At 65.6% G+C, this 20,084-nt stretch carries 15 protein-coding genes; 14 read left to right on the top strand and 1 reads right to left on the bottom strand.

The features are described 5' to 3' along the window. Nucleotides 1-30 precede the first annotated feature (30 nt). The 6 genes from AC3EML_RS12125 to AC3EML_RS12100 all read left to right on the top strand — a co-directional run bounded on the left by AC3EML_RS12125 (nt 31) and on the right by AC3EML_RS12100 (nt 8,090). A complete protein-coding gene (locus AC3EML_RS12125) occupies nt 31-570 on the top strand; it encodes an Lrp/AsnC family transcriptional regulator (RefSeq protein ID WP_023724276.1) in 540 nt (179 codons plus the stop codon). 98 nt (nt 571-668) lie between these two features. After that, the gene (locus AC3EML_RS12120) at nt 669-2,072 is read left to right on the top strand and encodes an SWIM zinc finger family protein (protein WP_352521225.1); all 1,404 of its coding nucleotides are present in this window, start codon (nt 669-671) and stop codon (nt 2,070-2,072) included. Further along, nucleotides 2,069-3,502 (top strand): DUF5691 domain-containing protein, encoded by a 1,434-nt coding sequence (locus AC3EML_RS12115; protein WP_023738416.1) that lies wholly within the window; start codon nt 2,069-2,071, stop codon nt 3,500-3,502. Before AC3EML_RS12120 ends, AC3EML_RS12115 begins: the two co-directional genes overlap by 4 nt. A 19-nt stretch (nt 3,503-3,521) precedes the next feature. Next, nucleotides 3,522-4,601: an ATP-binding protein gene (locus AC3EML_RS12110; protein WP_023673899.1), complete on the top strand. Its 1,080-nt coding sequence runs from the start codon at nt 3,522-3,524 to the stop codon at nt 4,599-4,601. A 4-nt stretch (nt 4,602-4,605) separates the two neighbouring features. Further along, nucleotides 4,606-6,858 carry a DUF5682 family protein gene (locus AC3EML_RS12105; protein ID WP_352521224.1) on the top strand — a complete coding sequence of 751 codons (2,253 nt, stop codon included), beginning with the start codon at nt 4,606-4,608 and terminating at the stop codon, nt 6,856-6,858. A 2-nt stretch (nt 6,859-6,860) separates the two neighbouring features. Beyond that, the gene (locus AC3EML_RS12100; protein ID WP_352521223.1) at nt 6,861-8,090 is read left to right on the top strand and encodes a VWA domain-containing protein; all 1,230 of its coding nucleotides are present in this window, start codon (nt 6,861-6,863) and stop codon (nt 8,088-8,090) included. Nucleotides 8,091-8,113: 23 nt separating this feature from the next. Here the strand turns inward: AC3EML_RS12100 and tssH are convergent, their stop codons facing one another. Then, complete coding sequence (gene tssH / locus AC3EML_RS12095; protein WP_352521222.1) at nt 8,114-10,933, bottom strand: type VI secretion system ATPase TssH; 2,820 nt, start codon at nt 10,931-10,933, stop codon at nt 8,114-8,116. Nucleotides 10,934-11,257: 324 nt separating this feature from the next. Here tssH and tssA point away from each other — a divergent pair, with 324 nt between their 5' ends. From tssA to tagH, 8 genes are read left to right on the top strand one after another with little or no spacing between them, the layout of a single operon-like run. Continuing rightward, on the top strand, nt 11,258-12,436 hold the full coding sequence (gene tssA / locus AC3EML_RS12090; protein WP_023687034.1) for a type VI secretion system protein TssA: 1,179 nt from the start codon (nt 11,258-11,260) through the stop codon (nt 12,434-12,436). 6 nt (nt 12,437-12,442) lie between these two features. After that, a complete protein-coding gene (tssB, locus tag AC3EML_RS12085; protein ID WP_023673718.1) occupies nt 12,443-12,979 on the top strand; it encodes a type VI secretion system contractile sheath small subunit in 537 nt (178 codons plus the stop codon). A 3-nt stretch (nt 12,980-12,982) separates the two neighbouring features. Then, a complete protein-coding gene (gene tssC, locus AC3EML_RS12080; RefSeq protein WP_023682611.1) occupies nt 12,983-14,488 on the top strand; it encodes a type VI secretion system contractile sheath large subunit in 1,506 nt (501 codons plus the stop codon). 52 nt (nt 14,489-14,540) lie between these two features. Beyond that, complete coding sequence (locus AC3EML_RS12075) at nt 14,541-14,990, top strand: Hcp family type VI secretion system effector (RefSeq protein WP_023673716.1); 450 nt, start codon at nt 14,541-14,543, stop codon at nt 14,988-14,990. After that, nucleotides 14,977-15,732, top strand: coding sequence for a type VI secretion system baseplate subunit TssE (tssE, locus tag AC3EML_RS12070; RefSeq protein WP_023687033.1), 756 nt, complete (start codon nt 14,977-14,979; stop codon nt 15,730-15,732). The genes AC3EML_RS12075 and tssE overlap by 14 nt, the downstream gene beginning before the upstream one ends. Nucleotides 15,733-15,735: 3 nt before the next feature. Next, nucleotides 15,736-17,610, top strand: coding sequence for a type VI secretion system baseplate subunit TssF (gene tssF / locus AC3EML_RS12065; protein WP_352521221.1), 1,875 nt, complete (start codon nt 15,736-15,738; stop codon nt 17,608-17,610). Next, nucleotides 17,574-18,617, top strand: a complete 1,044-nt coding sequence (tssG, locus tag AC3EML_RS12060; protein ID WP_023687032.1) for a type VI secretion system baseplate subunit TssG — start codon at nt 17,574-17,576, stop codon at nt 18,615-18,617. Before tssF ends, tssG begins: the two co-directional genes overlap by 37 nt. Next, nucleotides 18,614-20,083: a type VI secretion system-associated FHA domain protein TagH gene (gene tagH / locus AC3EML_RS12055; RefSeq protein WP_023687031.1), complete on the top strand. Its 1,470-nt coding sequence runs from the start codon at nt 18,614-18,616 to the stop codon at nt 20,081-20,083. Before tssG ends, tagH begins: the two co-directional genes overlap by 4 nt. The last annotated feature ends 1 nt before the right edge of the window (nt 20,084 follow it).

The following is a 20,084-nucleotide window of genomic DNA, read 5'->3' as shown; positions in this document are numbered from 1 at the left end:
CTGAATTCCGCGACAACAAGGAATTTCGATATGGACGAAGAAACAGATGGGGTTCTGCAGAATAAGGTAGCTCCCCGAGAGCTCGACGCAATCGACCGAAAAATATTAGGCGTGCTGGTCGAGGATGCGACGATCAGCTACGCCGAACTTGGCGAACGCGTCTGCCTGTCGCCGCCGGCGGCGCATGAGCGGGTCAAGCGCCTGCGGCGCAGCGGCGCCATCCGCGGCACGGCTGTGATCATCGACCCGAAGGCGGTGAAAAAGCCGCTGCTCACCTTCGTGCATATCGATACCAAGGGCTGGGGCAAGACGCCGGAGCTGATGGCCGTTTCGCAATATCCTGAGGTCGAGGAAATCCATTCGGTGGCCGGCGACACCTGCCTGCTGCTCAAGGTCCGCACCGAGGACACCAGGGCGCTCGAAGGCCTGCTGGCGCGTCTCTACGAAACGCCCGGCGTCACCTCGACGCGAAGCTATGTCGTGCTGTCGACCTATCTCGAGCGCCCGGTGCAGCCCGAGATCACCGCGCAATGGCCGACGCCCCGGCATATGGCCACGCCGTTGTACTGATCTGCGCTATCTTCGTCTTGCCGGGGCCACAACAATCCTTCACAAACGGCACCCTATATTGATGCCAGGCATTGATTTGGGGTGACGAGAGGCGCGGCTTGGAATTCGAACTGAAAACCATCGAGGCGCTGGCCCCCGATCAGGCGTCGCTAAGCGCCGCCTCGAAGCTCACCAAGCGCTCGAACTGGCCGCGGCTGGAGAAGAACGAGCAGCAGGCGCTGATCTGGGGCGAATGCCAGGGCTCGGGATCCAACCCCTATCGCACCGTCGTCGACACCGGCGACCACGGCTACAAATGCACCTGCCCGTCGCGAAAATTTCCCTGCAAGCACACGCTGGCGCTGATGTGGATCGCCGCCACGGCGCCGGCCAGCTTCACATCAGCCGAAACAACGCCGGAATGGGTCAATGACTGGCTTGGCCGGCGCAGGAAGAGTGCGCCCCCGCCGGTCGACGCAAAGTCTGGCAGGGGCGCGTCTGGCAAGAGCATTGGCGAGGCCTCGCAGGCAGAGGAAAGCACCGTCGATGACGCCGCCGCGACGGAGCGCCGCGAGACGGCGCAGCGCAAGCGGGCGGAAGATACGCGCACCGCGGTGGCAGGCGCGCTGGACGAACTCGACCAGTGGATTGCCGACCAGCTGCGGCTCGGCCTTTCCGCCTTTGCCGACGCCAGCAGCGAGCGCTGCCGCCGCATTGCCGCCAGGCTGGTCGACATGAAAGCAACGGCGCTTGCGGGACGCATCGACGAAATCCCGGCCCGGCTAATGGCGCTGCGCAGCGAGGAACGGCCGGACGCGGCGATCCGCGAACTCGGCAAGCTGGTTTTGCTGGCCAAGGCCTGGCGCTCGGCGCCAGACGATCCCGAATTGAAGCGGCTGGTGTCGGCATCCGAAACCCGCGACCAGGTGCTGGCCAATCCCGATGCAAGACAGGTCGACAGCCAGTGGGAAGTCATCGGCGAGAAGATCGAGACCCGCCGCGACGGCCTTGTCAGCCATTCTACCTGGCTGCTCGACCTGAAAAGCCCGACGCCGCAATTTGCGCTGCTACTCGATTTCTTTCCGGCCTCGGCCGGCCGCCGCTCTGCCGCGTTCACACCTGGCGACCGGTTCGATGCAAGGCTGGTGTTCTATCCGTCACGCCAACGGCTGCGGGCGCTGGTAGCGGAGCGCAAGGGCGATGTCGTGTCGGGCGCCTGGCCGGATTTCGGCCTCGGCATTGTCAAGGATCCGCTGGCGGCGCATGCGGCGCACCAGGACGCAGCACCCTGGTCGACCGATAGCCCGCTGATGCTGCCTGCCGGCGCGATCCTGCTCGATGAGCGCGGCACCGCCTGGTGGCAAGCGGCGCACGACCCGCAACGGATCGCCCTGCCTGTCGCCGGAACCGTCGATCAAACCGTGCTCGGTCTCGACCTTTCGGCAACGGCAGCCCTGTGGAACGGCGCGCGGCTCGATCTGCTCGCCGCGCAAAGCGGCTTCGGGAGGCTCGATCTGTCATGAACGAGCTCGAGCAAACCGGCCTGGCGACGATGCGCGACTGCTGGATCACCGGCGGAACTGCGTTCGATCTGGCGCCAGCCGCGTGGAAGGAAATCGCCGGCGGCGCAAGCCCGGACGAACGGGAGCGGCTGTTGCTGGCCATCGCCGCGCAGGCGCTCGATGTGGGCTTAAGGCCAGCCGCGCCGAAGTCGCTGAAGCGGCGCCCGCCGCTGCCGAGGCTTGGCCTGCCGCTGCTGCCGGAGCGGTTGCGGCCGCTGTTGCGGGCTGCCTTGAAGAACACCGCCGATGCGCGGCGCAAGGCGCGCGTGGCGACGCTCGTCGCCGGCCGTGGCTACGTGCTGCATCCGATGGACTGGATGCCGTCGGCATCAGACCAGAACAGCCCTGACATCTATGCACCGTGGATCGACTGGCAGGCCAGCGTCGAGGGGCTGAAGATTGCGCCGCAGGAGCAACTGACGGTGCAGAACTGGGATGACTTTTACCCCGCCGCGCGCCGTATCGCGTTGACCGAGATGCGCCGTCGCGATCCGGCCACGGCCCGCAGCCTGATGGAAGCGAAGGCGCCCGGCGAGCCGGCGGAAGTCCGGCTGGCACTGATCGAACTCATGCATTTCGGCCTGACGCCTGAGGACGCGCCGTTCCTGAAAAGCCTGGCCACTGACCGCTCCGGCAAGGTGCAGGAACTGGCGAGCCGGCTGCTGGCGAGGTTGGGCGAGCACGGTCGTGTTGGTGGCGGTGCCGACGATCCCGTTGCCGAACTTGCCGCCTTCATCGCAGAAGGCAAATCCGGCTTTATCCGCCGCCGCACCACCTACACGCCGGCAAAGCTCAAATCGCCGGCGCAGGAAAAGCGCCGCGCCGAACTGTTCGAGACCTGCAATCTGGTCGACCTTGCTTCCCGATTTGGGGTCAGCGAACCCGATTTCATTGCAGCCTGGCAGTTCGGTGCCGACAACAATGCGGACATCCAGATCTCACGAATGGTCGCAGCGTCGGGCAGCGACGCTGCAGTAACGCAGATGGCCGACACGCTGATCGCCGAGGGTGGCAAGCCGGCACTGTTCGTGCTGCACCTGACACCGCGCCTGGATAGCCGCAGGAAGCGTGTCCTGGTCAGACTGATCCTGAAAGATACGCCGCAGTATGTTAGCACGCTCACCCTTGCCGAGGGCTTCGAAGCCAACTGGCTGGATTGGCCCGACCTGACGAACGGCCAGAGCTTGGCGGTGTTGCGTTCGGCTGTCGCCGGCAATGATGACGCGATGAAGCGAACCGTCGACGACCTGTTGGAAACTTTGGGCTTTCTGGCCACTGCGGCGACAGCGGAAAAATTGATCGAGCATGTCGTTGCGGCCGGCATGCCGCCGGCGGCAGCCTCGCTCGCTTTCCTGCGCCTCAACGCGGCCCTGACGGGAACCAACCCATGACAATCCGGAGAACAGCACCATGAACGCAGCCATCCGCCTCCCCGTCGAGCAGGCCTATGCCGCTGAACTGCAGGCGCTGGCGCGCAATGACGACAAGCAAAAACCTGCGGGATGGAGCCTGTCGCCAAAGGCCGTTCTGACCTACCTGCTCGGCGGCAAGGCAAGCGACGGCACCGTGATATCGCCAAAATATGTCGGCCGCCGCCGGCTGATGGAAACGGCGGTGGCGACACTCGCCACGGACCGCGCGCTGCTGCTGCTCGGTGTTCCCGGCACCGCAAAATCCTGGGTGTCGGAACATCTCGCCGCCGCCATCATGGGCAATTCCACGCTGATCGTGCAGTGCACGGCCGGTACCGACGAGAACCAGGTCCGCTACGGCTGGAACTATGCGCAGCTTTTGGCCAAAGGGCCGAGCCAGGAGGCGCTGGTGCCGACGCCGCTCTACCGCGCCATGGAGAGCGGCAAGCTATGCCGCCTGGAAGAGTTGACGCGCATGGGCTCCGATGTACAGGATACGCTGATCACCGTGCTGTCGGAAAAGATGATGCCGATCCCGGAACTCAACACGTCGCTCTATGCCCAGCGCGGCTTCAACATCATCGCCACCGCAAACAACCGCGACAAGGGCGTCAACGAGCTGTCCTCGGCGTTGAAACGCCGCTTCAATGTGGTGGTGCTGCCGCTGCCCGAGGACATGGCGGAAGAGGTGGCGATCGTCTCCAAGCGGGTCGACGAGATGGCCGGCGGGCTCGACCTGCCGGTGCCGAAAAATGTCGGCGAGGAGATCGCTCGAGTGTTGACCATTTTCCGCGAGCTGCGCTCGGGCGCAACCGCCGACGGCAAGGTGACGCTGAAGACGCCTTCGGGTTCGCTCTCGACCGCCGAGGCGATCGCCACCATGGTCGGCGGCCTCAGCCAGGCGGCGTGGTTCGACAGCGGCAAGCTCGGCGCCGAAGGCCTCGCCGCCAGCCTTGTCGGCGCCATCGTCAAGGACCCGGTGCAGGACAAGGTGGTGCTGGAGGAATATCTCGAAACGGTGCTCAAGAAGCGGCCGGACTATGCCGGCTATTACGCGGCGCTGAACGCAGCGATCTGAGGTCATGAGCGACGTCGCCTATTTCGGCATCCGCCATCACGGGCCGGGCTCCGCCGACAGCCTGGTGCAGGCGCTGCGGGACTTGCAGCCGGTCGCGGTGCTGATCGAAGGGCCGAGCGACGCGTCCGCCCTGCTGCCATTGCTGGCGCGCCCGCAGATGCAGCCGCCGGTGGCGCTGCTCTGCTACCCCGAGGACGATCCGGCCGCGACAAGTTTCTGGCCGTTCGCCGAGTTCTCGCCGGAATACCAGGCGGCGGTGTGGGCGGTGGCGAACAAGGCGGCATTGCGGTTCATCGACCTGCCGTCATCGGCACGGTTCGCGGCACCGGCAACCGACGACCCCGACAAAACGGCTGACGCCGACAAGCCCGAACCCAAGGACGAAACCGGTGAGGATGGCGAGCCCGCATCGCATCGCGACCCGATCGGCACGCTGGCTGCGGCCGCCGGCTATGAAGATGGCGAAAGCTGGTGGGCCGACATTATCGAGCAGAATCCGCAGCCGGGTCCAATCTTCGCTGCCATCACCGATGCGATGACGACGCTGCGCGACGGCGAAGGTGCGATCGCGCCGTTCGAGGCCAAGCGTGAAGCGCATATGCGATTGGAAATCGCCGCCGCGCGCAAGGAATTCGCCGGACCGATCGCCGTCGTCTGCGGCGCATGGCATGTGCCGGCCCTGCAGGCCGCGCACACGCAGAAGAACGACCAGGCGCTGATCAAGGGAATTGCCCGGCGCAAAAGCATCATGACATGGGCGCCATGGACCGGGCCGCGTCTTGCGCTGGGCTATGGTTATGGCGCTGGCGTCGTCGCGCCCGGCTGGTGCAAGCATCTGTGGCGCACACGAGGGCGGCGCGACGCCGCGACGCTGTGGCTGGCGACGATCGCGGCGGTGCTGCGGGCGAAGGGCCATCTGGTGTCGACCGCGTCGCTGATCGAGGCCGAGCGGCTTGCGCGCACACTGGCTGCCATTCGCGAGCGGCCGAAGCCCGGCTTCGAGGAATTGCGCGATGCCGCGATCGCGGCGCTGTTCAACGGCGAAGCGGTGCTGTGGGCGCTGGTCGAGGCCGAGCTGCTTTTGGGCGCGGATGTCGGCGAGATTCCGCCCGACACGCCGCTGGCGCCGCTGATCGAGGACCTGCAGCGCAACCAGAAGGCGGCGCGGCTGAAGCCGGAGGCGCTGGAACGCGAGCTGTCGGTCGATCTGCGCAGCGAAAGCGGACTGTTTCGTTCGACATTGCTGCACCGGCTGAACGTGCTTGGCGTGCAATGGGGCAGGCTGGCCGACGCCGGCCGCAGCCGCGGCACCTTTCGCGAAAAATGGACGCTGGCCTGGGAGCCGGAATATGCCGTGCGCCTGGTCGAGAACCTGATCTACGGCCCGACTATCGAAAAGGCCGCCAATGGCCGCCTGATCCAGATGCTCGGTGCGGCCGCGAGCCTCGACACGCTTGCCGCCCTTGTCCAGAGCGCCATTACGGCGGATCTGTCGGAGGCCGCGAGCGCCGGCCTTGTAGCGTTGGAGGCGCGCGCAGCGCACAGCAGCGAATGCCTGGAGATGCTGGCCTCGGTGCCGCCGCTTGCCGACATCATCCGTTACGGCGAGGCGCGCAAGACCGAAACCAACCGGCTGTCCGGTTTGTTGGAACGGTTGATCGTCGAAGGCGCGATCGCGCTGCCCTATGCGGTGCGCGACCTGGACGAGCAGGCCGCCACCACGCTGGTCGGTGCTGTGCGCAAGGCCGACACGGCGATCCGGCTGGTCGAGCCCGGCGAAGGCGTGCTCGATGCATGGCGCAACGGCCTGACCGGCGTGCTGGAAGGTCCGGGCTCGACGGCGCTGCTCGCCGGCTGCGCCGCGCATCTGCTCTATGAAGCCGGCCAACTGTCGGCAGAGGACGCCGCCGGGCTGCTCGGACGCAGGCTGTCGCCGGGGACGCCGGTCGCCCAGGCAGCGGGGTTCTTCGAAGGTTTCTTCAGCACTGCCGGCCAGCGGCTGATCTACGACGAGGGCCTGCGCGGCGCCGTCGATGGGTGGCTGAAATCGCTCGACGAGGACGCTTTCATCGCGCATCTGCCATTGCTGCGCCGCGTCTTCTCCAATCTGGACTCGATGGAGCGGCAGCGGTTGATCGAGGCCGTGCTCGGCCGCACCGCAAGGTTGCCGGCCGGCCTGACGCCGGCGCCGGATGGCGGCGAGGGCTGGCGCCGTCACCTGGAGCGGCTTGGGCCATTGCTGGCGGGCGGAGTGTGACAATGGATGACGAAGCCGAAGTGCCCGACCCCGGCCCAGCATCCTCCGATAGCGGGCGCGAGCGCCGCTGGCGGCTGGCGATCGGCGCCGATGACGAGGCTTCCTCCGCCCTTTCCAGTGATGACAAAAAACTGTCTTCGGCGCTCGATGCGCTTTACGGCGACGGCGCCAATGCCGATGCCGACCCGCGCAAGCGGCGCGGCGGGCTCGGCCGCTCGGCGCCACGCGTGGCGCAATGGATGGGCGATATCCGCTCCTTCTTTCCCGCCCAGGTGGTCCAGATCGTCCAGAAGGATGCCTTTGAGCGGCTGAACCTGAAGCAGATGCTGATGGAGCCGGAATTCCTCAAGGCGATCGAGGCCGACGTCAACCTCGTCGCCGACCTGATCTCGCTGCGTTCGGTGATGCCGGCCAAGACCAAGGACATCGCCCGCACCATCATCGCCGACATCGTTGCCAAGCTGATGCAGCGGCTTGAGCAGAAGACCGCCGAGGCGATCCGTGGCGCGCTCGACAAGTCGCGACGCACCAACCGGCCGCGCCAACGCGACATCGACTGGCCGCGCACCATCTCGGCCAATCTTCGGCACTACCAGCCTGAGCACAAAACCGTCGTGCCGGAAAAACTGGTCGGCTTCATGCGCAAGCAACGCCGGCTGGTCGATCTCGACGAAGTGGTGCTGTGCGTCGACCAGTCCGGCTCGATGGCGAGCTCGGTGATCTACGCCTCGATTTTCGCCGCGGTGATGGCGTCGCTGCCGGTCGTGCGCACCAAGCTGGTCTGTTTCGACACGGCCATCGTCGACCTGACCGAAGAGCTCAGCGACCCGGTCGAGGTGCTGTTTGGCGTGCAGCTCGGCGGCGGCACCGACATCAACCAGGCGGTCGCCTATTGCGCCGACCGCATCGAGCGGCCGACCAAATCCCACTTCGTGCTGATCACCGACCTCTATGAGGGCGGCAACGGCCAGGACTTGCTGCGGCGGCTTGCGGCGCTGGTCCGGTCCGGCGTCAATGTCATCGTGCTGCTGGCGCTGACCGATCAGGGCCGGCCGGGCTATGATCCGGCGATGTCGGCTTCGGTCGCGGCACTTGGCATACCGGTCTTCGCCTGCACGCCGGACCTGTTTCCCGACATGATGGCGGCGGCGTTGCGGCGCGAGGATATCGGCGCCTGGGCAGCCGGCGCCGACATCAAGCTGATCCGCGCCGAGACGGAGACGCCGCAATAGAGGGGGCTCGCAGTCAGGCCTGACTATTCGAACGAATAGGCAAACCCGTCAGTGGAAGCGCTGACGGTCACCTTGGTCATCTTCTCGCCGTCGAGCGACCGGTTCAGCACGCCGCGGCTGAGTTCCGGCAACAGCGTGTTGGTGAGGATGGCGTCGATCATGCGGCCACCGGACTCGATTTCGGTGCAGCGCGCCTTGACCAGCGCCATGACGCCGTCGCCGATCACCAGTTCGGCGTCGTGGCTGGCGCGCAGCCGCCGCGCGATCTTGCCGAACTGATGGCGGGTAATGGCCTCGATCATCGAATCCGAAAGCGGATAGTAAGGGATGGTCACGACGCGGCCGAGGAAGGCCGCTGGAAACACCTTCAGCAGTGGAGCGCGCAGGGCAGCATCGAGGCCGTCGAGCCCTGCCCTCACCGTGCCGTTGCCGGTCCGCTCCATGATGACTTCGGAGCCGACATTGGACGTCAGCAGGATCAGCGTGTTCTTGAAGTCGATGCGCCTTCCCTCGCTGTCATCCATCATGCCCTTGTCGAAGACCTGGAAAAAGATCTCGTGGACGTCGGGATGCGCCTTCTCGACCTCGTCGAGCAGGATCACCGAATAGGGTTTTCGGCGCACGGCCTCGGTGAGAATGCCACCCTTGCCGTAGCCGACATAGCCGGGCGGTGCGCCCTTGAGCGTCGAGACGGTGTGCGCCTCCTGGAATTCGGACATGTTGATCGAGATCAGGTTCTGCTCGCCGCCATAGAGCGTCTCGGCCAGCGCCAGGGCCGTCTCGGTCTTGCCCACACCGGAGGGGCCGCAGAGCAGGAACACGCCGACCGGCTTTTCCGGCGCTCCGAGCCCGGCGCGGCTGGTCTGCACGCGCTTGGCGATCATCTCCATGGCGTGATCCTGGCCGACGACTCGTTCGGACAAAGTGTCGGCGAGCTTGAGCGCCTTTTCGGTCTGGCTGGACAGCATCCGTCCCGTCGGGATGCCGGTCCAGTCCTGGACCACGGCAGCGACCGCATTGCGGTCGACCGATGGCAGGATCAGCGGCGTCTCGCCTTGCGCGGTGGCAAGCTCGGCCATGAGTTCACGCAGCCGCGCCAGATCGGCGACAGGATCTGACGGCGCAGCCTCGGCAGCCGGCGCTTCGGTCTCGGACGCTTTGGCCTTCGGCTTTTCAGGCTTGAACGTTCCGGCCTTGGGCGTCTCGGCCTTGGGCGTCTCGGCCTTCGGTACCTTGGTCTTTTCTTCGTCCGGCGCTGCTGGTTCGGCATCGGTCTCGGCTGTCGCCACCGCATCGAGCGGCACGCCGTCGCCGCGCAGCCGCGCGCGCAGTTCGAGGATCTCGGCAACCAGCGCCTTTTCGCGCTCCCAGCGCTCCTCGGCGGCGGCGAGCATGGTCCCGGTCTCAGCGAGCCCGGCCTCGACCCGCGCCTGCCGGTCAGTTACTTCGATGCCGATCGCGGCCTCGCGGCCGATGATGCCGCTTTCGACTTCCAGCGCCTGGCGGCGCCGCAAAATGTCCTCGACCTCGGCCGGCGTCGCATGCTGCGAGATCGCCACCCTGGCGCAAGCGGTGTCGAGCAGGCTGACCGCCTTGTCGGGCAATTGCCGCGCCGGGATGTAGCGATGCGACAGGCCGACCGCCGCCTCGATCGCCTCGTCCAGGATCTGCACCTCGTGATGCTGTTCGAGCACGTCGGCGACACCCCGCAGCATGAGCACGGCGACCGCTTCCGACGGCTCGTCGATCTTGACCACCTGGAAACGGCGGGTCAGCGCCGGGTCCTTTTCGATGTGCTGCTTGTACTCGGCCCAGGTCGTTGCCGCGATGGTGCGCAGTTCGCCGCGCGCCAGCGCCGGCTTCAAGAGATTGGCGGCATCGCCGGTTCCCGCCGCACCGCCGGCGCCGATCAGCGTGTGTGCCTCGTCGATGAACAGGATGACCGGCGTTTCGGATGACTGAACTTCGTCGATGACCGCCTTCAGGCGCTTTTCGAACTCGCCTTTGACGCTGGCGCCGGCCTGCATCAGGCCGATGTCGAGCATGCGTACGCTGATACCCTGGAGTGGCGGCGGCACGTCGCCCTGGGCGATGCGCAGGGCAAAGCCCTCGACCACCGCAGTCTTGCCGACGCCGGCCTCGCCGGTCAGGATCGGGTTGTTCTGCCGGCGCCGCATCAGGATATCGATGATCTGCCGGATTTCCGGATCGCGGCCGACGACCGGATCGATCTTGCCGTCATGGGCGCGCTGGGTCAGGTCGGTGGCGTATTTGGCCAGCGCGGAGTCCCCGCCCGGAGCTCGCCGCGGCGCCTCCGCGGTGGGAGCCACTGCTGCCGTGGCGCCGGCTTCGAGCGAACCGTCCACCACCTCGGCAAAGCGGGCGATGACCCCGTCGGCGTCGATCTTGTCGAATTCGCCGCTGATCTTCGCCACCAGGCCTTCCAGCACCGGCGTCTTCAGGCAGGCGAGCACGACATGGGCGCTGCGGACCTCCTCCATGCCGAATTCCAGCGTCGCTAGGTTCCAGGCCTCCTGGATGGCGTGAAAGATGTGGTCGGAAAATTCCTCGATCGAGGTGGCGCCGTAGGGCAGCTTGTCGACGGCGCGGGTCATTTCGCTGGTAAGCCGGCTGGCATCGACGCCGGCATCGGCAATGATCATCTGCACATCCGAACGCTCGGACAGCACCAGTTGTTCTATGAAATGGACGAGTTCGACGTAAGGATTGCCGCGCAGCTTGGCGCTGTCGGCGGCGGCCTTGAAGGCGCGCAGGCAGACCGGATTGAGCTTGCCAACCAGTTCCTTGCGTTTGAACCCCTGCGACGACCGGCGCTGTTCCATCGAACGTGCTCCTGCAATCTGCCCGTCGACAGCCTGCCACATAAGCAGCCGCTTGACAAAGCGCTTGATGCAGCCGGCCTTTTCCCTTTGTGGAGAGTCCCGCGCCGCCAAATGCAGACAACCACGATTTTTTCTAATCCTATGCGATGCGCTTCACATACGAGGTTGGCCAAGCACGCCATGAATTGCGCCATCCGAGACGCAGTTGCACCGACATTCATTAGCGCTCGTTAACTTTTGAGCGGATGGCGAATTGTGGGAATATGCAACCGTGTGCTAACGTTGGGTCACGTACGGTTTTAGAGCCGGTCGCCGGGGGTATCTGTGATCGATCTCGCACTCTGGCTTGCTCCGCTGGACGGTGAAAATCCGTCAGGCGAAGACTTGCGCAACGATCCGGCTTTTCATGAGCTGGAGCGGCTCACGGAGCCGCAGGTCAAGGTCGTCCATGACGGGCGCAACAAGCCAGCCGCGCAATCGACCATTCCGGTCGACTGGCCTGCCGTGCTCGGCAAGGCCGAGGAGTTGCGTTCGCATGGCCGCGACCTGCGCCTGCTCGTCATTGTCGCCCGGGCGCTGGCCAATGAAGAGGGATTGGCCGGACTGGCACAGGGCCTGACCCTGATTGCAAGGACCTTCGAGACGCATTGGGAGACGATGCACCCGGCGCTGCGGGCCAGCCCCCAACCACGCGAGGCCGCCTTGCGCCGCCTCAACGCGCTGGCCGACCTGCAGAACGGCCAGGAAGGCCTGCTGGCGAACCTCAGGCAGATGGTCTTCTTCGCGCCGCGTCCCATCGGGCCGATCAGCGGACGCGATCTCGAACAGGGTGCGCTCGACGATCGCGTCATGCTTCAGGAAGCGGCGTCGGGATTGAATGCCACGGAGAAGGCAGCACTGGTCAGCGCGCACGGACAGCTCCTGAACCGGGTGGGCAGCGGTTGTGCCGCCCATCAGGACCAGGCCGGTGAACAGATGACGGCGCTCATCGCCGGGGCGCACGCAGCGATCGAGGCGCTCGACGCGGTCGATGCGGCGCTGAATGCCCGCCTTGACAGCAACGGGGCCGCCGTCCCGGACCTGAAACGATTTTTGCAGCGCGTGCTGACGACGCTGGAACGCAATACGGCGGTCGAGACCACGGAAGAGGCAGCGACGAAGGGGGCGGCCAGCCCGGCTGCTCCCCCGGCAAGCCCGGCCGCGCCGGTCAGAAACGGTCATGGAGCCGAGACGATGGCAAGCTACGCGGAGACCGGTGCGGGGCTCCCGGACAGGATTTCCTCGCGCGACGATGTGGTGAAGTGCCTCGACCTTGTGGTCGCGTTCTACGACCGCACCGAGCCGTCGAGCCCGATCCCGCATCTCGCCCGCCGGGTGCGCAGGATGGTGCACATGGATTTCGTTGAACTGATGGAAGACCTCGCCCCGTCGGGGCTCAAGGAATTCCGGCTGCTCGCCGGCGTTCCCGACGCCAAGAAGACTGCCCAGAAGGATGAAAGGTAGCAACACATGCCAGCCGAAAGCAAAGCGAAGGTCATCGAGCGAAATCGCGCCCCGCGCGTGCAGATCGCCTACGATGTCGAAACCTACGGCAGCCCGACGACGATCGAACTGCCGTTCGTCATGGGCGTGATGGCCGACCTGTCGGGCGCATCGCAGACCAGGGAAGCGTCCAAGACGGTGCTCGACCGTTCCTTTGTCGAGACCGATGCCAACCGCTTCCCCAAATTCATGGAAGCGCTGGGACCCAGGGTCAAGGCGCGGGTGAAGAACACGCTGCCGCAGGCCGAGGGACAGGAGCGCGACGAAGAACTGGCGCTCGACCTGACCTTCACCAAGATGGGCGATTTCGCCCCCGACAAGATCGCCGAACAGGTCCCGCAACTGGCCGAAATCCTCAAGATGCGGCGCCAGCTCGAGGAGCTGCTCGGCTTCATGGACGGCCGCGTCGATGCCGAAAAGCGCATCGCCCAATTGCTGAACAACCAGCCGCTGCTTGGCCAGATCGCCGCCCAGGCGCTGTCCGACGACAAGGGTGAGGAATAGATCATGGCCGAACAGCAAAAGACCGCAGCATCCGTCGCCGAGGCCGAGGCCGTCGATCTCGGCGAATTCAGCCAGCTCTTGGAGAAGGACTTCAAGGTCAAGAAGGACGACAGCGAGAAGCTGCAGCAGCTGGTTCGCAACCTGGCTCTGGCGGCGCAGTCGCGCTCCGAGACGACGACGATTTCGTCCAACTCGATCAAGTCGATCAAGTCGTTGATCGCCGGCATCGACAAGATGCTGACGACCCAGGTCAACGAAATCCTGCACGCGCCGGAAGTGCGGCAGATGGAAGGCACCTGGCGCGGCCTCTGGTACCTCATCAACAACACCGAGACGGATCAGAAGCTGAAGATCCGGGTGATGAACATTTCCAAGGAGCAGCTGGCCGATACGCTCGAAGACTATGAAGGCCAGATGTGGGACCAGAGCCCGATCTTCAAGAAGGTCTACACCGACGAGTATTCGATGCTCGGCGGCGAACCGATCGGCTGCGTCATCGGCGCCTACGAGTTCTCCAACCACCCGCGCGACGTCGGCCTGTTGCGCAACATCTCCGGCATCTGCGCCTCGGCGCACACGCCATTCATCGCCGCCGCCTCGCCACGGCTGTTCCGCATGGACAGCTGGCAGGAACTGCCCAACCCGCAGGACCTGCAGCAGATCGTCTCCAACCCGGCCTACGCCTCGTGGCAATCGCTGCGCGAGAGCGAGGATGCGCGCTATATCGGGCTGACCATGCCGCGCGTGCTGGCGCGGCTGCCCTACGGCTCGGAGACCGTGCCGGTCAAGGGCTTCTCCTTCGAGGAGGAAGTGCAGGGCGATCACAACAAATATGTCTGGATGAACGCCGCCTTCCCGATGGGCGTCAACATCAACCGCAGCCACAAGCTCTATGGCTGGGGCACGCAGATCCGCGGCGTCGAGAATGGCGGCACTGTGCTTAACCTGCCGGTGCACTCCTTCCCGACCGATGACGGCTCGATCGCGATGAAATGCCCGACGGAAGTCGCCATCGACGACCGGCGCGAGGCGGAACTGGCCAAGCTCGGGCTGATGCCGATCCTGCACCGCAAGAACACCGATCTCGCGGCCTTTATCGGCGCCCATTCGCTGCAGGATGACGAGACGCGGGCGGGCCGCCTGGTCGACCCCGACGCCCAGTCCAACGAGCGGCTCTCCGCCAACCTGCCCTATCTGTTCCCGGTCTCGCGCTTCGCCCACTACCTCAAGGCGATTGCGCGCGACAAGGTCGGCTCGTTCAAGGAACGCACCGACATGCAGATCTGGTTGACCGAATGGATCAACCGGTACGTGCTGGCCAACCCGGCCTTCGCCGACGACAAGGCGCGCGCCAAGCGTCCGCTTGCCGCCGCCGAGGTGCAGGTCGACAGCGTGGAGGGCCGGCCGGGCTACTACAACGCCCGCTTCTATCTGCGCCCGCACTACCAGCTGGAGGGCATCAACGCCTCGCTTAGGCTGGTGTCGGAATTGCCGTCCGTGAAGACCTGATTGCAGCAACCAAACCTTTGTTTGAAAGCGGTGGAGAACGAAAATGCCCACAATGAAGATCGACGGTTTTCTGAAAGTTCCGGATATCAAGGGGCCCAGCACACGCGACGGCCATGACGACGAGATCGAAATCCATGGCGTCGATTACAAGATGGTCGCGCCCTACGACCCCAATTCCCTCTCGCGCCGAGGCCGCGTGTCGATGGGCATGATCAAGTTCACCAAGCACTATGACAAGGCCTCACCCTATCTGGCCAAGGCCCTGTTCGAAAACAAGGCGCTGGACGAGGTCAAATTCTCCGCGCGGCGGACCATCGACGGCGAGAGCAAGGACTATCTGGTCGTTACCCTGACCGACGCCTCGATCATGGAATACGACATGTCGCAGGCCGATGATGAAGCCGACCTGATCCAGGAGGAAGTCTCCTTCGCCTACAAGAAGATCAAGTTCGTCTATGACGACAATGACGAAGCCGAAATGGATGTCTATGTCGGCAAGTGACGGGCGAGCAAAGCGCCCTGCCGCCGACAAGGTACAGGCGGGCGGTTCACGGGCCAAGCGCGAGGCGGTACAGCCTTCGCTGTGGGACCGCCTCGTCAACGACCTGCCGGGCCTGAGCTCGGAGATAGACGGGCTCAGGCAGGCTCTGCAGGAGGAGCTTGGCGCAGAGCGCCTGGACGAGCTGCTGGCAGACGGACCGAGGCGCATCGACGCCGATGACGCATTGAACCCCGATCAGAAGCGCCGGCTGCACCGGCTGGCGTTTCAGAACCGGCACCGTGGCGAGCTTGAAAGCCGAGGCATCGTGGTGTCGCCCGATGTGCTGCGCGAGGCCGTGCGGCGCGACATCGAGGCGCTGTTCAACACCGAGCGTTTCGAATCCGCGCCGCTGCTATCCGATCTCGAGGCCGAGCAGATGACCGACAGTCCGACATCGCTGGCCGACTTTCCGGAGGTGCGCCGCAGCGTTGTCAATTATGGCGTGCCGTCCTTCTCCGGCCGGTCGTCGCGCGACTTCGATCGCGATGTTCTGGCACGCGAGATCCGCGCCGTGCTCGCCGCATTCGAGCCGCGGCTGAAGGAGAGCGCGACGAAAGTCACGGTCAACCTCGGCGACAAGACCGGCCTGAAGATCGAGATCGACGCCGTGCTGATCATGACGCCGACGCCCGAGCGCATGCGCCTGCGCACGACGATCAATCTCGACAACGGACTGGCGCGCACCGAGTTCAGGGAAGCCTGAGAGATGGACCGGGTCTTCGTAGAATATTACGAGGAGGAACTGTCCCACATACGCGGGCTGGCGGCGGAGTTCGCCGACATGCATCCGGCGGTTGCCCGCAATTTGTCGCTGGATACGGTGCCGTGTCCCGACCCCTATGTCGAGCGGCTGCTCGACGGCGTCGCCTTCCTCGCCGCGCGCACGCGCCTGAAGGTGGATGCCGAGCGCTCGCGGTTTTCGCGCAGCATCCTCGACGTGCTTTATCCCGATCTCGTCACGCCGGCGCCGGCAACCGCCATGGTGGTGCTGAAGCCCGGCCAGCAGGTGCAGACAATGCTTGCCGGCCACGTCGTCAAGCGCGGCACGCGGCTGGTCTCCAGCCTGCAGGCCGGCCTGTCGACACGCTGCACCTTCACCACCGCGCAGGACATGACGCTGTTTCCGATCGCGATCAGTTCGGTCGGCTATTTCCAGGACCGCAGCGCGCTTGCCGCCGCCGGCATCGGCCCGATCGCCGGCAAGGCCGGCGAAGCGGCACTTCGCATCACGCTGGCGCGGACCGGCAAAGGCAAGCTCGACGAACTGGCGCTCGACCGGCTCGACTTCTATTTCGCCAACCGCACCAAGGCGCCGCTGATCTTCGACGCCATCTTCGGAGTTTGCTCTGGTGTCGGCGCTCGACCGGAAGGCAAGACCAATCCATTGTCGCCGCTACCGCCGCCGGAGATGGTCGGCATTGCCGATGCCGAGGCGCTGATGCCGCGCACGCGGCCGACCTTCGAAGGCTACCGCCTGCTGCGCGAATATTTCATGATGCCCGAGCGCTTCCATTATGGGCGCGTCACCGGCTTGCTGCCGGTCGTGCGCAAATGCCAGGCCGGGCTCGAAATCATCTTCCTGTTCCGGCGTCCGGTGCCCGAACTCGCCGATCTGACGCCGGCGGATTTCGATCTCTTCGCCACCCCGATCATCAATCTCTTCGAGCGCGAGTGCAACATCGTCGAGCTCGACCAGCGCAAGACGCGCCAGGTGCTGCATGCCGACCGCACGCGGGCGCGCGACTTTGAAATCTACCGCGTCATCCGCGTCGAAGACGCCGATGCCGAGGGACCCGACGCGGAGATACCGGAACTCTTCAGCCTTGGGCAAAATCGCGGCAGCGGCTGGGTCTATTCGACGGAGCGGCGGCCGCGCCGGCCGACCGAGGACGAGCGGCGCCAGGGCGTGACGCGGACCTCCTATGCCGGCGACGACGTCTTCCTGGCGGTTTCGCGCCCGGTCCACAGTCAGGCTAACCGGCCGCTGAAGCGCGTCGACATCATGGCGCTTTGCACCAATCGCGACCTGGCCATCCTCGACGACACGCCGACCCTGACGCTGGAAGCCGGCGACCCTGTGGAGACGGTCCGGCTGCTCGGCGCATTGCGTTCGCCGCAGCCGGCGATCCCGGCAGCGCTGCCGACCGGCGCCGACGGCGAGTCGCGCGCCGACGACCTGGCCTGGCGACTGGTGTCACAGCTGGCGCTCAACTTCCTCAGCCTGGCCAAGGAAGGCCGCGGCGTCGATCCGCTGCACGCGCTGCTCGATCTCTATGCCGAGCGCGGCGACCCCGGGCTCGCCCGCAATGTGCGCTCGATCGTGCGCATCGACTCGCGCGCGGTGATCGAAAGGCTGGCGATCGAAGGGCCGATGTGCTTCGGCCGCGGCACGGAAGTGACGCTGCATGTCGACCAGTCGGTGCTGGCGGGACAGAGCACTCTGCTGCTGTCGGGCCTGCTGTCGCGGCTGTTTGCCCGCCATGCCGGCATTAACGGGTTCGTGCGCACGCGCACGCGGTTGCTCCAGAAACAGGAGGATGTGCCATGGCCGATGACGCCCGGCAATCGCTACCTGATCTAGAGCGAGCCGCAACCCTGTCCGAGAGTTTCGACTTTTTCGAACTGCTGCGCCGGCTCGAACGGCAAGGCGGCCTGTTCGGCCATTCCGGCCGGCCGGACCGCGAGCCGGCAAGGCTCGGCCAGAATGTGCGGCTGTCCTTCGCAGTGCAGGACGTGGTGGATTTCCGCGAGCCGACGGACAAGTCGCCGGCACGCGTCACGGTCAACAATCTCGGCCTGCTCGGACCCGAAGGGCCGATGCCACTGCATCTGACGCGCTGGGTGCTCGATCGGCTTTCGCAGCGCTGGTATGCGGGCGCCGAGGCGCGGCAGACGAGCGACACGACCTTCGTCGATTTCGTCAACATCCTGCAGCACCGGATGATCGCGCTTTATTATCGCGCCTGGGCGGATGCGCATCCGGCCGTGCAGGTCGAACGCGGTGTCGGCGGCCGAGTCCGTTCGATGCTGGAAGCCATGGCCGGCATTGGGCTGCCGGGCACGCAGGACGCCGTACTCGATGCGGTAAAGCTTCGCCAGGCCGCCTCGCTCGCCAGCCAGGTCGAGGGTCCCGAACGGCTGACGCTGTTCATTGCCGAAGCCTTCAAGGTTCCGGTGGTGCTGAAGGAATTCGTCGGCGCCTGGATGACCATTCCCAAGGCGCTGCAGAGCCGGCTGGCCGGCAGCTATGCCACACTCGGCCGCAGCGCCACCATCGGCCCGCGCAGCTTCAGCCGGCAAAGCCGAATCGAACTGCGCATCGGTGCGCTCAGCTATATTGACTACAAGGCGTTCCTGCCCGGCGGCGAGCGGCTGAAGTTGTTGAAGCAGGCGGTGCGCGACCTGATCGGCGAGACCATCGATGTCGATCTCAGGATCGTGCTTGCGGCAAAGGCAGTGCCGCCGGCGAAGCTCGGCACCGTCCAGCTTGCCCGCACCACCTGGCTGGCGCGACCGGTCGAAAAGGGGGACGCCGACGACATGCGGTTGCGGACCATCGTCGGCTGGCGGGAAGAGGTGGCGGCATGAGCCTGCTTCTGATTCTCGAACAGGGACCACGCGCGCAAGTCACGCGGCAGGCGCGGCTGGACGAGGGCGAGCTGGTAATCGGCCGCAGCGCCGACGCCGACTGGCAGATCAACGATCCCGACATGTTCGTCTCGCGCGCCCACTGCAAGATCACCAGCAAGCAGGGCGGCTATTTCGTCACCGATACCTCCAGCAGCGGGTTGTTCATCGACGATGCCGCCAGCCCGCTCGGCGCGGGAAATACCGCGCGCCTGCAAAGCGGCATGCGACTGCGACTGGGCGACTATGTGGTGTGGGTCGATTTGCAGACGGCGAAGACCGAGGCGCCGGCCTCCAGGCCTTCAGCGCCTGCCAGTAAGCCGGCGGCGTCGCGGGCGCCGGTCAGCCTCGGCGGCGACGATTTCTTTTCGTCCACCACGGAAGAAGAGCCGGGACGGCCACGCCCTGCCAACCTGCCCGATCCATTCGAAAAGCCGGTGCCCGGGGCGTTCGCGCGTGCAGATGAACGCAGCTCGCAGGCGTTCGATGATCCATTCAGCCTCGACCCGGTGGCGACGCCTGCGCCCGAGACCGCCCCCGACAAGGCTGTTGGCAAGCCGCTGTTCGACGATCCCTTCGGCCTCGATTCCGCACCGCTGTCGCGAGAGCCGAGCAGATCCAGTTCCGAGAAGCTGCCGGCCTACGATGACGGGTTTGGTTTTGGCCCGGCCGAGTCCACCAGTCTCGACGCAGGCGCGACGGATGGCGGCGCGATCGATGCGGCCTCGCCTGCTCCCTCCGCCGCGCCTTGGGAGCTGCCGGCTCGCGCGGCCGAGCCATCGCCAAAGCCAACCCCGCAACCACCGCCCCGCCCTCCTGTACGGCAAGCTGCAGCGCGGCCGTCGGCCGGACAACCGGACGCGGACCTTCGCGCTGCTTTCCTGCGCGGCATGGGTGTGGACGAGCCCGGCTTTCCCGGCCGCGATCCGGTTGCCGACATGGAGAAATTCGGCCGCGAGTACCGGCTGATGATGGAAGGGCTGATGCAGCTTTTGCGCAAGCGCGCCGAAGAGAAGGGCAACGCCCGCGTCGCCCAGACCGTGGTTGGCGCGTCCGAGGTCAACCCGCTCAAATTCCTGCCTTCGGTCGACGATGCTCTGGTGACCATGCTGGCCGAGCGCAGCCCCGGTTTCCTCGGCGCCGAAGCGGCGATCAAGGACGCGGTGCGCGATCTGGCGCAGCACCACGTTCGTGCCTGGCGCGGCGTGCAAGGCGCGCTCAAGCGCATGATCGACCGCTTCGATCCGGCGGCGATCGAGCAGGAACTGAAGTCGGGCTCGGCGATCGGCAATCTGCTGACCGGCGGGCGCGGCGCCAAGCTCTGGGAATTGTACCAGAAACGCCACCGTGAAATCGCTCACAGCGCCGAGACGCGCTTTCTGGGCGAAATCGGCGCTGATTTTAGGGACGCATATGAGGAGGACTGAG

This window comes from Mesorhizobium sp. P170090 (genome assembly GCF_057786115.1).
The sequence above is the reverse complement of the archived record's forward strand: the minus strand, read 5'-3'. Positions and strand labels throughout refer to the sequence as shown.

What these genes read in the sequence shown, in the direction of transcription:
- AC3EML_RS12125 (WP_023724276.1), top strand. Translation starts at nt 31, where the DNA reads ATGGACGAAGAAACAGATGGGGTTCTGCAGAATAAGGTAGCTCCCCGA.
- AC3EML_RS12115 (WP_023738416.1), top strand. Translation starts at nt 2,069, where the DNA reads ATGAACGAGCTCGAGCAAACCGGCCTGGCGACGATGCGCGACTGCTGG.
- AC3EML_RS12110 (WP_023673899.1), top strand. Translation starts at nt 3,522, where the DNA reads ATGAACGCAGCCATCCGCCTCCCCGTCGAGCAGGCCTATGCCGCTGAA.
- AC3EML_RS12105 (WP_352521224.1), top strand. Translation starts at nt 4,606, where the DNA reads ATGAGCGACGTCGCCTATTTCGGCATCCGCCATCACGGGCCGGGCTCC.
- AC3EML_RS12100 (WP_352521223.1), top strand. Translation starts at nt 6,861, where the DNA reads ATGGATGACGAAGCCGAAGTGCCCGACCCCGGCCCAGCATCCTCCGAT.
- tssH (WP_352521222.1), bottom strand. Translation starts at nt 10,933, where the DNA reads ATGGAACAGCGCCGGTCGTCGCAGGGGTTCAAACGCAAGGAACTGGTT.
- tssB (WP_023673718.1), top strand. Translation starts at nt 12,443, where the DNA reads ATGCCAGCCGAAAGCAAAGCGAAGGTCATCGAGCGAAATCGCGCCCCG.
- tssC (WP_023682611.1), top strand. Translation starts at nt 12,983, where the DNA reads ATGGCCGAACAGCAAAAGACCGCAGCATCCGTCGCCGAGGCCGAGGCC.
- AC3EML_RS12075 (WP_023673716.1), top strand. Translation starts at nt 14,541, where the DNA reads ATGAAGATCGACGGTTTTCTGAAAGTTCCGGATATCAAGGGGCCCAGC.
- tssE (WP_023687033.1), top strand. Translation starts at nt 14,977, where the DNA reads ATGTCGGCAAGTGACGGGCGAGCAAAGCGCCCTGCCGCCGACAAGGTA.
- tssF (WP_352521221.1), top strand. Translation starts at nt 15,736, where the DNA reads ATGGACCGGGTCTTCGTAGAATATTACGAGGAGGAACTGTCCCACATA.
- tssG (WP_023687032.1), top strand. Translation starts at nt 17,574, where the DNA reads ATGGCCGATGACGCCCGGCAATCGCTACCTGATCTAGAGCGAGCCGCA.
- tagH (WP_023687031.1), top strand. Translation starts at nt 18,614, where the DNA reads ATGAGCCTGCTTCTGATTCTCGAACAGGGACCACGCGCGCAAGTCACG.